Origin of the sequence: Paenibacillus allorhizoplanae (genome assembly GCF_927798215.1) — a bacterium.
Lineage (GTDB): Bacteria > Bacillota > Bacilli > Paenibacillales > NBRC-103111 > Paenibacillus_E > Paenibacillus_E allorhizoplanae.
In genome coordinates, this window is the sequence record NZ_CAKMMW010000004.1 from 29,494 (window position 1) to 42,165 (window position 12,672).

The following is a 12,672-nucleotide window of genomic DNA, read 5'->3' on the forward strand; positions in this document are numbered from 1 at the left end:
TTGTCGAACTGGATAATAGAGTTTTTCTATATGCATATCGAGAAGTTAAATCGTATCCCGAATCGACTGCGCGATTCCTTTACATAACTCTAAGGCAGAGTTGAAAAATAAGGTGTTCTCACCGTTCAACACAATCATGTTGGTTTGCAGGGAAATACCTGCTATTTCTGGAAACTGAATTGGAAACAGCTTCCCCTCCTTAACTTCCTGTTCAACACATAGACTTGGAAGAAATGCAATACCAACACGGCCAACCACTAATTTCTTCGCCGTCTCCAATGTATCCGTCTGAAATTCAATGTTCGGCGGTTGCTTCATACTCGCAAATAGACGGTGTATTCGCATCCAGTCGAGAGAACCGCATTCAAAGAAAACAAGTGGATATTCTCCTATATCTTCCATACAAATGGCTTCGTTCCCTATAAATGGATGCCCTTCGTAGACATATAGACGAATGGGATCTTCATATGCTTTGGCTGATAGGAGATTCGGGTGACTAATATTTCGTACAAAACCGAAATCAAGCTCTCGATTCAGCACCTTATTAATGATCTCCTCGGACGAAGCCGTAGTCAGCTTATAGTTCACATCTGGATATTTCGTTTTGAGCTTTGGAATAATGGTTGGGATGATATAGTTCGAAACGGATACGGTACAACCTACGCGCAACTCGTTTGGCAGTGTACGTTTCTGCTTCAATTGAATTTTACTTTTCTGAAAAGTTTGCAAGAGCTGCCCAGCATATGGCAGAAATTTCTTCCCATCATCGGTCAACGAAATCTGCTTCCCGATCCGCTCGAACAGTCGACAATCCAGCTCACGCTCTAAGGATTGTATGCGTGCTGTGACGGATGGCTGGGATAAAAAAAGCACTTCCGCCGCTTTGTTAAAACTGCCATAATGAATAACGTAGACGAAGGCTTCGATATTCTCAATGTTCAATGCGAGCACCCCTTTCGTCAATTATGTAATAAAACTTATTATTCCGATTAATTAACTTGGTTTTATATTGGTTTAACTATAGATCAACACCCTTATTGGTGTCAATAACAAAAAAAAGCTGATCTCCCTTTCCTAGCGGGAGCAGCTTTTTTCATGTTTTAAACCTATTTAACTGTTTACAGCAATCGCCCGATTAATTCGCTCGCGCACGTCAAGCATCCATTCCGTACTGCGCGGATAAACGGAGAACGTAAGCGGCTCTGACAATCCTTCTTCAATTAAGGCAATTGTTCTCTCCTTGCCGATCCTCGTCTCGAGCAATTGTAAGGCTCGCAAATCCTGCAGCGCTTCATGGAATACTTCCAACCGAATTGACTCAATTGGCCCCGCTTCACCTGGGTAAACGACAAAGCTGTCTCCTGAAGGGAACGTATGCAAGGCATCTGTCACTTTGAACGGATCCAATTGTTGAATGGAATACTGGGAGTAATAGAAGTTGTATCCCCAATGCAGAAACCCTTGGATGCCAAACTTGTACAACTGCAAGCCAATGATCCTATTCCGTGCGGACGGCATGTTAAAGAAACGGTTCGACACTTCTTTGTACTGTACACAGCAGTAATAGGTCCATAAATCAGGGACACCTGCCTTGAGGAATGGTTCAATATGATCGTTCGATGGGATCGGCTTCTGAACAATCCCTTGATTGTAGAAGGATATCTCCGTCAGCGCATCGATAATCGGGTAATTGGAAGGAAGGAGCTTCTGAACGAGATCGCTAGCTTTTTTGTACGTATCCAAGTTGTCTTGGGTAGGCTCATCCGACACATGAAAATAACTGCAGGACGCGATGCCAAGTCGATGGATGACGCGATCAAGTTCTGGTATGAGCTGCCCGAGGAAATGAGCATAAGACTCCCCGGCGGCATCTGTTTCCCAACCGAAAATCCGCTGCTCTACCCCGCCAATACTAGCCATAATTTTCGGCGTATGTTTAGCCCCCCATTGGGTGAATAGATGCGCGAATTCGAAGTACTCGACACCTTTGCTTTGGCACAGTGCCACCCAACGCTCTAGCTTTGTAAACTCAAACGCATACGTCGTGCTGCCATCGATCATACCTTCATCAACACTTACATCAATTAACTGCACGGTTGGGCGCTCCCCCCCTACTACGGTATCTAGCGGCGGGGTAAAGATCGGCGTCAGAATCATGTTGATTCCATGTTTAACCGCAGTTTCTAGAAACTGCCCTATGCGGGACCAATGCTCCTCACTGAATACAGGAATGTTGTAATGTGTCGCAAGGCAATCCGTATGAAACCATTCCGTATGGATAAGCTTCTGTTTCGGAAGTGTTGCTGCGAGCACGGTGAATTCAAGCACTTCTTCACTTAGCTTCTCCCCCTGTGGCGAAAGGAAGCTTACATGGACGCTATACGTGCCGGCACGAACAGATGAATCTAATTCAACATGGATCCAGACTGATCTCCATTGGCCAGGAAGTGCGGTTACGGTTGAATCCTCAAGTGGATACAAGGGGTCGGGATACAACCCCGGCGTCGTTCGCAGAACGTGCTGATCATGGTTCGCATAGCAAGGCATTTCAGAAGGAACGAGACCTACAGCACGAATTGTAAAAGGTAGCCCCAGTGTCGAATTGACCTCTACACCGATGTTTTTCAATAGTTGATTGGAGGTAAAGGCAATTTGGAAAGCATAGTGCTCTCCTCTCAGTGCCGATGCTTGTTTGTAAGGCGCCTCTTGTGGAGCTTCATCTGCAAATACTTTGGATAACGAGCTTAAGCAAATGGTTTGAAATGTATCTTTGGGGTCCATGTGCATATTCCTCCATCGTTAGAAAATTAATAAGGGGAAATTACTCCCAATTTAAAGTTTGGAATGTCCCGGTTTTTGCAGACTCTTGCGCTTTAATACACATCAGAGCACTCATCAGTCCATCATCAAGCGTCGAGATAGAGCTAGCGGTCTTCTTCATGATTTCTGTAAAATTACGTGCCAACTTCTCATCGCCGCCAAAATGATTACTTCCAGCCCCGATCTCATAAGTCTCCACCCGCGCAGTATGATGCATATGCACTTTGACTATGCCTGTGTAGAAATCAAAATCCACCGTACCTTTGTACCCCATAAAGCGCGCTCCACGTGCTGCAGCACCTTTTCGAATAAAGAAATTTTGCGAATAGGACATATGCATACCGCTTTCATATTGAAACAGTGCGCTTCCGGAATCTTCATTCCCCGTATCTTCGGCATAGCAGCAATACTGCCATGTTGGATCTAGCACTTCCTCTGAATGCACTGTACTCTCCAAGCAGGTGCGATTATCTTCACAATCAACACATTTGAGCCCCGCGGATTTATTTCCTTTGAAAATTTGCTTCGATGTCATCGCACAGACTGTAATCGGCCTTTGCCCAAGTATAGCTTGAATATAGTCAAGGTCGTGTGTTGCTTTTTGGAGAAACAGCCCCCCTGTTTCTACCTCGTTTCGGTACCAGCTTTGAAAATATACACGGCCATACGGCACGTTATTAATCGCTTGGACATGTTCTACCGTACCGATTTTACCTGATTGAATGATCTCCTTAACCAACTCCACAATGGAGGTTACGCGTAATGGGAAGGATACCACGGCAGGCGATTTGGATGCCTCGTAACCTTGTTTCAAACGAAGAAGATCTTCATAGTTAGTAGCTACTGGCTTTTCGATATAAAGAGGTAGATCATGTTGTAACACTTTCAACCCCATTGTTGTATGCAGATTACAGCGAGTGCCAATCATGGCCCCATCTAGCTGCTCCGTCTCCAGCATTTGTTCCGGTGTATCATAGTACTTAATGTGATCCCACCCTTGCTCAAGTAACTTAGCTTTAATCTGATCTTTACGTACATCAACAATCGCTTCAATTCGGCAGTCCGCATCTGCCTTCAATACTTCTTTAATTACATGACTAATTCTAAGTCCATATCCAATTACGCCTATCTTCATGCTAGCTCCCCCTCGAACTTTGCGATACCTTGATTATAAAAGATGAACTGGCGCTTTTCTTTGTCTTGAAAGCCGATTTTTTTGTTATTTCAACTGTGTTATGATAGACACATATACGCATTGCATCGAAAGATCAGGAGTGACACCCATGACGATAAGCGAAACGAACACGCCCGAGTATCAGCGGACACATTTGAAGATGAGTCTGGTCATCCAAAAAGTTATTACGATGCATTACTTCGAGTTTGGAAAGGATTATTCGTTCAATGGAGAGAAGCATGACTTCTGGGAATTTCTCTATGTCGATCGCGGCGAAGTGGAAGTTCATGCGGATGATCAGCGCTATTTACTTAAACAGGGATCCATCATTTTTCATAAACCCAATGAATTTCATAGCTTCTATGCGACCAAAGGTAAAGCTCCCAATTTGATCGTCATGACGTTCGATTGTCATTCGAAAGCTATGCAATTTTTCGAGCAAAAAGTGCTGCATTTAGATGATGAGGAACGTAACTTACTTGCCCAAATCGTACGTGAAGGACAACAAGCCTTCGAATTCCCCTTCGGTCATCCCCTTGTTCGCAGACAGGATTCGCCTGTTGGTAGTGAACAAATGATTCAAAGCTACCTAGAAATTCTGTTGGTGCGTCTGCTAAGGAAATCTGCTCAATCGGAGACTGATACGCCTCTCTCTACCGTCGCAAAGGAGAAGTCAGTCCATGATTTAACTAGCAAAGTCATGAGCTACATGGAGCAGCATATCGATGCTCATCTTACGCTAAACGAAATCAGCCAAGTGTTCTGCGTGGGTAAAACTCAGCTCAAGGAGCTTTTCAAAAAACATACGAACTATACGCTCATGGAGTACTTCGCCAAATTGAAAATCGACCAGGCCAAAATCCTAATTCGCGAAGAAACGTATAATTTCACAGAGATATCCAGGCAATTGGGCTTCAGCTCAGTTCACTATTTCTCCAAAGCATTTAAGAAAGCAACGCTAATGAGTCCATCCGAGTATGCTAGAACGGTCAAATCCCGCATGTAAGGACTTATCTTCCTAAAAGCCAAAAAATCCCGAGAAGCTGCAATTCGCAGTTCCTCGGGATTTCTCTTTGCTCGCCTATGATGATTACTCTTCGTCTTCTTCTTCAACCTCATACGTGCACAGGAACCGCTCTACGCCCGGATATTTCTCACCCAGACTGCGAATGACGAATCCAACGTTGCGATAAAATTGCACAGCCTCTTCATCGGTTTCCACCGTAATACGAACTGGCTGCATGTCATCAATAATTTCAAGCAGCATGCCGCGTCCGAAGCCTTCCCCTCTGCTCTCAGGTTCAACAGCGAGGTGACGAAGTATCATTTCCTGCTTTTCATTCAGCTCGAAGCCGATAATACCGACAGGCAGACCTTCCGACTCATAGGCAAATAACCATGTGTTTTCATTATTTTCATATTGGCTGAGGGCTTCTTGAAGACTGTCTGGATCTGGAAACACGCTGTAGCCAAGTAATTGTTGAATATCACCCTCATGAAGGCGGGATTTCACATTCAGTAACACGTACACTCACTTCTTTCTATATTCGTATAGCTCTAATTTTCTACTAATGGGAGCACGCTGTCAACTTACGTCAAATAGCGCCACTAATACGCTCGATCACTTCGCGCCATTCTTCTGACGAAATGTCTCTAGCAATAAGCCATGATTTCCCTCTCCCAGTCTCATGCTCAAGCACGATCGGTTGCGTGATGTCCACAACATCTGTCACAAAATTATTCGCCTGCCAATCGAAAAGAACTCTAAACAGCTTAGGTACTTCGGTTAAGAAGACATTCGAATCATTTTTACGGAATAAATCAGTTGTAACGACTAACTTACCGCCATTGTGCACATAAGCAATCAATGCCTCTTCCAGCTCCGCTTCGTACATAATATTCAGCGGCAGAATCAGCAGCTCATAGGCCTTAATCTGCCTTGGCGTATACACGACATCCACCTGCTTATTCATCTCAAATAGCGAGCGGTAGACATTGTCCACGACATAATTGGCGTAGGGTAGCCGATCCGAAACGGAGATCTGGTAGCTCCACGAGCTGTCAAAGTGATAGTACAATCCGACGGTGGCCTCGGTTTGAAACTCATCTTCGACTTTCGTCGTAGCTGCCTCCGTATAGCGCTGAATGACGTTGTAATTGTGCGAAGGTTCACCAGTCAAGGTAAGCAGTTCCTTGCCGCCTCTACCCTGCTCCTGCCCCCAGGGAAAGGGCTTCATTTTGAACAGGAAAAACCGCTCACAACCACGCTCCTCTATAATTCGCATATCCCGCTCTAGTTGACCTGCACCCGCGCCGTACTCCATCATCCAGAACGGCTTATTCAGAACGCTGCGGCTTGCATCCGAATAAAAGGCAATTTCATGCGGCTTATCACTGTAAATATCCATCCCGACGACATCTAAAGTTGCGAACATCTCGACCCAGTTGATATTGTCTCCCCAACAAAACATGAACCCATTCGTCGTAATCGGCCGTTCACCGATATGCGGTCGAAGCACGCGCTCCTGCATGCGTGCAAATTGAACCAATCCTTGCGAGGAGAATCTCGCAAATTCCAGCTCCAGACTGGGATGTGGCCACATCATCACATCACTTTGGATCGGCACAGGCAGCGGTATTTGCGCCCAGGTCTGATATTGTTGGGACCAGAACACCGTCCCCCAAGCCTGGTTTAAATGCGCGATCGTCCCGTATTTGTCAGCCAAATATTGCTGAAAGGCTTGTTTCGCGTATTCACTGTAATCATATTTGGTTTCACCGCCAAATTCATTATCCAACTGCCATGCGATAACATTCGGATGTTGTCCATATCGTTCAGCCATCAAGCTAACAATTCGCTTTGAATAGGCCAAATAGTTCGCTGAATAGTATGAGCGATGCTGTCTAGCACCGAAGCCTACAGTTTTACCGCTTTTATGCACAGGCAGCACGTCTGGATATTTTTCAACCAACCAAATCGGCGGACAAGCCGTGGGTGTACAAAGGACAACCCCAATGCCGAATTCAGCTGCAAACTCAATTGACTCGTCCAGCCAAGTCCAGTTATATTGGCCATCTTCCGGTTCCAGTGTTGACCAAGCAAATTCGGCAATCCGAATAGTTGGAATTCCAGCTTCTTGAAGCTTCTTATAATCAATCGGCCATTGCTCCGATTTCTCGTGCTCAGGGTAATAGGCGACTCCTATTTCCATATGTTTATCCCTCCAATATGGCACTGCGATTAGACTCAGGTCCACATAAAATCATGACACCGTTTCCGCCCAGTTGCGTTTCCCCATGAAGCTCCTCCTCGGATAACAGATCATACATAGGGGTAGTGATTTGTACGTGAACGGGTTCTACCGAATGATTGATAACAAACGTATACGCCTGATCCCCTTTGAACCGTGACAGTATCTCAATGCGAGTTGAGTCTGTTACGATGCCATCACCTGACATGGCCAGTTCAGCATCTCGACATATCCTATTGAAAATGTCATCTCGAAGCTTGGCATCTAGTTCCGTACCTATGTAGTAGGCCTTTCCTTTGCCATACTCATTCATTGTCACTGCTGGACAACCTGAGAAATAGTCTTCACTGAAGGTAGCTACTGCTTGTGCGCCATGCAACTCAATGACATCGAACCAAGTCGCCCCGCGATAAACCTCCTCACTTCCAGGCATTTGAATACTGCGGTACTCTTCCTTCCCCAGAACGCCATATTCTTCAACGCTAATCCCGAGCAAATCTGACAACTTTCCAGGAAGTGTTAGCGCTTCAATTCTATTGTGCCAGTCCTTGGCACCAGCACGATAATCCAGCACAACGATGCCGCCAGCATGAACAAATTCATACACTTTGGCCACGAGCTCATCGGTGGTCATAATGAAATTTGGGAGAACAAGAATGCGGTATCCCGAAAAATCAGCTTGGGGTGAAAGAATATCCGTTGCGATCTGATTGTCATACAAAGATTGATAATAACTTGTAAAATGCCCCATGTACGTGTAGTCCATAATATGAGGTTGAATTTCGAACACCCATTCATTATCATACGAGCGGATCATCGCAACCTGAGCTTTATTGGTGGAACCTTCCAATACAGGCCAGATTCTGGCCAGCTCGGCTCCGACCTGTTGCACCTCTCGATACTTTCTGCCTGCTTTACCATCATGCGCCAATATGCCATGCCAATATTGCTCTGCACCAAATAAGCAGCCTCTCCAACGGAAGTACAAGATCCCATCTGCTCCATGAGCAATCGATTGGTACGTCCATCTGCGCAATTCCTGCGGTTTCGGCGTTGGAAACATGATGTTGCCGCCAGGTTGACCGCTTTGGTGCTCCATAACCCAGAAATTCATCTGTTTCAGACCGCGCGTCATATCATGCTGCATCGCCGCAAGCGCTGGATCGACTTCTTTGGTAAACATCAAGTTCGGATAATTATCCCAAGAAACAATATCCAAATCCTCGGATAAATTGAATGCGTCGATTTCATTAAAGGCGCCCATCATATTGTGCGTGATTGTTGCTTGCGGTGCATATTTCCTTATGATATCCGTCTGAAACTTCTGGAACTGGCAAACGGCATCTGAAGCAAATCGACGGTAATCCAGTACCAAGCCAGGATTATGGAGCGGAAACACTGTGTACGCTGGTACGATGACCTGTTCCCACTCATTATAGATTTGACTCCAAAAAACAGTCCCCCAGCACGCATTCATATGGTCAATTTCTTGATATTTGCCCATCAGCCACAGCTGAAATTTGGTTTTGCAATTATCACAATAACAGCGCGTCGTCTCATTACAGCCGAATTCATTATCGATTTGCCAGGCGACAACACGCGGATCGTTGCCGTATCGCTCGGCCATTTTGCCCACAATGGTTGAGATATAAGGTAAATAATTGTCATTGCTATAACAATAATGTCGACGATTCCCATAGCCACGAACATCCCCATACATATCGCGCATATAAAGATCGGGGTGCTGATCCATCAACCACTTCGGGGGAGTTGCTGTTGGTGTGCCAAGAATAACCTGGATGCCCTCCCCAGCCAAAATGCCGATTATACGATCTAGCCAAGTGAAATCGAAGCTACCCTTCCAGCGTTCCATCCGCGACCAAGCGAATTCACCAATCCTGACAATGTTGATTCCCGCTTCTCGCATCATCTTCGCGTCGGTTTCCCACCGCTCCTCCGGCCAATGCTCCGGATAATAACAAACACCGAAATACATCCCTGCTCCTCCTGTCTGCTAAACCGATGCTCTAAATTCCCCAGCACTGACGCCCGTATAGTTTTTGAACCGTTTATAGAACCAGTCCAGCTCACCGAAGCCAACCTCTTGGGCGATTTCATACACTTTTTTATCCGTAAAAAGTAACAGTTCTTTGGCTTTCTCCATCCGCAGCTGTAACATATATTCATTAAAAGAGACATTCGCATTTGCTTTAAACAGCTTCCCTAAATAATGCGGGTTCATATAGACCTGCTGTGCGACACTCCGCAAACTAATCTGTGTGTGAAACTGTTCCTGAACCAGTCTCTTTACGGTATCAAATACTTTATTCGGCTGCTGATCCTTCATCCGATGTAAGAGCTCTAGGACAGCCATACACTTTTCTGCAATGAATTGGTAGAGATCATCACTTGTTTTACTCCGCATGACAAGCTCGTAATCGCCTAATTTATCATCGAACAAGAACGTTTGGTTTGCTCCTGCATCCTTTACGACATGAGAGAGCTGAAGGAGAATCTCTAAGACATTCACTTTAATGGCGTTTGCTGGCAATCGTCCTGATTTGAATACTTCTTTCAATTGTATTAGCGCTTGGCGTACCTGATCGAACTGCAAGGTTTTGATGGCCTCTATCACATTCACTTCCATAGAATGACGCAAATGAGCTTGATCCATATCTTCTGTTATTTTGGCAGGACCGGTTAAAATCGTATTGTGTCCACTCAGGAACTTTCCATCTAAAGCTATTTCTGCAGATGTAAAAGACTCTGCTACTTGTTCCCAAGTCGTTGCCGTATGACCAACACCGATACTGACGGTTTCTTTGGCAAATTGTTGAATAGACGCGCCAAGCTTCTCCGCCAACGAAGTAGGGTCAGCTTCACCTAAAAGGCTTTTCTCTGGATGAAGAATCAACAGCGTATATCGTTCCTCCGACTCTTCAAAAACAAAGCCAGCATCACCGCAGATTTCCTCCATAATGTTGCGAATTGCGAACCGTTTCAGTTCCATCTCTCGGTCAGTCAAGTAGGTATGAAGTGAATGAATAAAGTCCATCTCCACTAACAAGCAGCAGCTAGCGTGCCATTCTTCAGGGATACCCAGCAGTTTCGTCTGATCCTCGAATTCCTGCTTCTTCACTTGGCCATGTACCCACCGTTTGAAAAATTGATCCCTTAGGGCAGATACACCTAAATTCAATTGTTTGCTCGTCTTATATTTGAGATCCAGACTATCTTTGACCTTGGTCAAGACAGCAACTAGATCATCTTCATCTACTGGCTTCAGCAAGTAATCCTGGACACCAAGCTTCAGACCTTGTCTTGCATACGCAAAGTCATCATATCCAGTCAGAATAACCACGGCAGCGTCTGAGAACTTTCGCAGCTCTTGAATGAACGTCAATCCATCCATAATTGGCATGCGAATATCCGTAATGACGAGCGAATAATAATGGGCTTTCATCATGTCTAGTGCCTGCTGGCCATCCTCGGCTTCCCCTTTGATCTCATATCCGTATCGCTGCCAATCGAGTAAATATGTTAAGGATGCGCGAGCGATTGGCTCATCTTCGACAATTAATACATCATACATCGCTATCACCTCTTTGGAATGACTGCTCTGGAAGAATCATGGTTACCTCGGTTCCTTGGCCCGCTTCACTTTCAATAAGCAATCCATACGCTTCCCCATATAAATCCCGCAATCGCCGGTGGACATTCTGTAAGCCGATATGTGCATCACGCGAAAGCGTACTATCTTCTTGCAGCCACCGATGGATTTCATCTAATCGCTCCGCTGATATGCCTAAACCGTCATCTCTAACTGTAAGGTGTATATTGCCATCGATAATTTCGCCTCGAATCCATATCTGGGAACTAGCTTTCTTGAGCTCAATCCCATGCGTGATCGCATTCTCCACGAGTGGCTGCAAGCATAGCTTCGGAATCGTCATCCCCAACATTTCATCGGGAATATGAATATCAAACACGAATTTATCCACATAACGATAGGATTGCAGCTGTAAATATATTTCAATAAACTCAATTTCCTCGGTTAATCGAATCGAATGTCCGCCACTCTTCAGCATCATCCGAAACGACTTTGCCAGAAGTCCTACAACTTGTGCGTTCTCTCGATCACCTGCAATCAGTAACTTCCCGCGAATCGTATTTAAAATATTAAATAGAAAATGCGGCTTAATCTGCGCCTGCAAAGCATACAGCTCAACCTCTTTCGTGCGAAGCGCTTGTTCCTGGCGATCAATCTCCGATTGGTAACGCTCATTGACGAGTTGGCCTAATCGCTTGACCATCACATTAAAGATTTGACCGAGTTGGGCAACTTCATCTTTCCCTTTGACATCAATGAAGCTTTGGAAATTATCCTTGTGAACGCGTCTCATCTTGGTAGACAGCTCCGTGAATCTACGCGTTAGTCCTAAGGAAAATACGAAAATTAACGCTGCTGAGATCACACAAGCAATGATAAACAGCACGAAGGATAACGATTTCAGTTGGTCAATTTTCGGCATAAGCTCCGTAACCGGTATAAGCGTAATAACCTTCATCCCTTTGACGACATTGCGGGAATTCAGCGTTTGGTAAAGAACTTCGTAGGTCTCTTTGCCATCTTTATATTGAAGTTTGCCCTCAGCAGACGCTTGAATTTGTTTAGCAAAAGAAAGCTCATTCAGATGTGTGATCGGGTTCGTATTTGAGCTATCAATGAGGACAACACCATCTGGCATGGTGAAAATAAATCGTTTCCCTTTACTTTCTTCGTGAATGAGCTCATTTAATACACTTACGTTGACCTCAATCGAAACGACGATCGGCGAATTCGGATCTTGCTTATTCAGTCTTTTGCGTAAGCTGAATACGCGTTCCTTAGGAAATTCATTCATATAAGAAGCCGTCCAATAGGCACCAAATGGACTTTGGATTACGGCCTGATACCATTCACTTATTTTCACATCGTTATCAATCAAATGAAAGTTTGCAAAAACAAACGACGGATTGTCTGTATAAATGATAAGATGGGATACATTTTGCGTAATTTTCACCGCAGAGTCCAAAGGCTCATAATTGGCAAAGTATTCATCGTACGCATCCCGCAGATCTGGAAAATGTTTCATCAGCATGGTTTGTAAGGACGTATTTAAATAAAGCGTATTCGCAATATCCTCGTAAGAGCCTAATTTATGATCCAAGTTAACACGGACTTGTGATAGTGACAGGTTGGCATTTTCAATAATATTGTCAAATACGAGATCGCTGCTGCGTTTGACAAGCACATACGTAAGAGAACCGAGCAAAACCAGCATAATGAGTAAATGAGTAATAATGAGCTTGGTGCGGATTTTCATCTCTCTGATCCCCTTGGCGTATCTCAATTAGGTCGGATTTTCTCACCTTCTAACATACATT

9 protein-coding genes are annotated in these 12,672 nt (G+C 44.8%); 1 reads left to right on the forward strand and 8 read right to left on the reverse strand.

Going from position 1 to position 12,672, the window contains the following annotated elements; translation table 11 throughout:
• Positions 1-45 precede the first annotated feature (45 nt).
• The 3 genes from L6I86_RS08995 to L6I86_RS09005 all read right to left on the reverse strand — a co-directional run bounded on the left by L6I86_RS08995 (position 46) and on the right by L6I86_RS09005 (position 3,955).
• Positions 46-942 (reverse strand): LysR family transcriptional regulator, encoded by an 897-nt coding sequence (locus tag L6I86_RS08995; RefSeq protein WP_236286418.1) that lies wholly within the window; start codon positions 940-942, stop codon positions 46-48.
• Between the two features lie 168 nt (positions 943-1,110).
• The gene (locus L6I86_RS09000) at positions 1,111-2,781 is read right to left on the reverse strand and encodes a DUF4091 domain-containing protein (protein WP_236286419.1); all 1,671 of its coding nucleotides are present in this window, start codon (positions 2,779-2,781) and stop codon (positions 1,111-1,113) included.
• 40 nt (positions 2,782-2,821) lie between these two features.
• Positions 2,822-3,955, reverse strand: coding sequence for a Gfo/Idh/MocA family protein (locus tag L6I86_RS09005; RefSeq protein ID WP_236286421.1), 1,134 nt, complete (start codon positions 3,953-3,955; stop codon positions 2,822-2,824).
• Positions 3,956-4,103: 148 nt separating this feature from the next.
• Here L6I86_RS09005 and L6I86_RS09010 point away from each other — a divergent pair, with 148 nt between their 5' ends.
• Positions 4,104-5,000: an AraC family transcriptional regulator gene (locus L6I86_RS09010; protein ID WP_236286423.1), complete on the forward strand. Its 897-nt coding sequence runs from the start codon at positions 4,104-4,106 to the stop codon at positions 4,998-5,000.
• 84 nt (positions 5,001-5,084) lie between these two features.
• On the opposite strand, the gene L6I86_RS09015 is transcribed toward L6I86_RS09010, so the two are convergent.
• The 5 genes from L6I86_RS09015 to L6I86_RS09035 form a co-directional block, all read right to left on the reverse strand.
• The gene (locus L6I86_RS09015) at positions 5,085-5,519 is read right to left on the reverse strand and encodes a GNAT family N-acetyltransferase (protein WP_236286424.1); all 435 of its coding nucleotides are present in this window, start codon (positions 5,517-5,519) and stop codon (positions 5,085-5,087) included.
• 70 nt (positions 5,520-5,589) lie between these two features.
• Positions 5,590-7,206 (reverse strand): beta-galactosidase, encoded by a 1,617-nt coding sequence (locus L6I86_RS09020; RefSeq protein WP_236286425.1) that lies wholly within the window; start codon positions 7,204-7,206, stop codon positions 5,590-5,592.
• A gap of 4 nt (positions 7,207-7,210) precedes the next feature.
• Positions 7,211-9,241 (reverse strand): beta-galactosidase, encoded by a 2,031-nt coding sequence (locus tag L6I86_RS09025; protein WP_236286426.1) that lies wholly within the window; start codon positions 9,239-9,241, stop codon positions 7,211-7,213.
• A gap of 18 nt (positions 9,242-9,259) precedes the next feature.
• Positions 9,260-10,837 carry a response regulator gene (locus L6I86_RS09030; protein WP_236286427.1) on the reverse strand — a complete coding sequence of 526 codons (1,578 nt, stop codon included), beginning with the start codon at positions 10,835-10,837 and terminating at the stop codon, positions 9,260-9,262.
• Positions 10,830-12,611, reverse strand: a complete 1,782-nt coding sequence (locus tag L6I86_RS09035) for a sensor histidine kinase (RefSeq protein WP_236286428.1) — start codon at positions 12,609-12,611, stop codon at positions 10,830-10,832. Before L6I86_RS09035 ends, L6I86_RS09030 begins: the two co-directional genes overlap by 8 nt.
• Positions 12,612-12,672 lie beyond the last annotated feature (61 nt).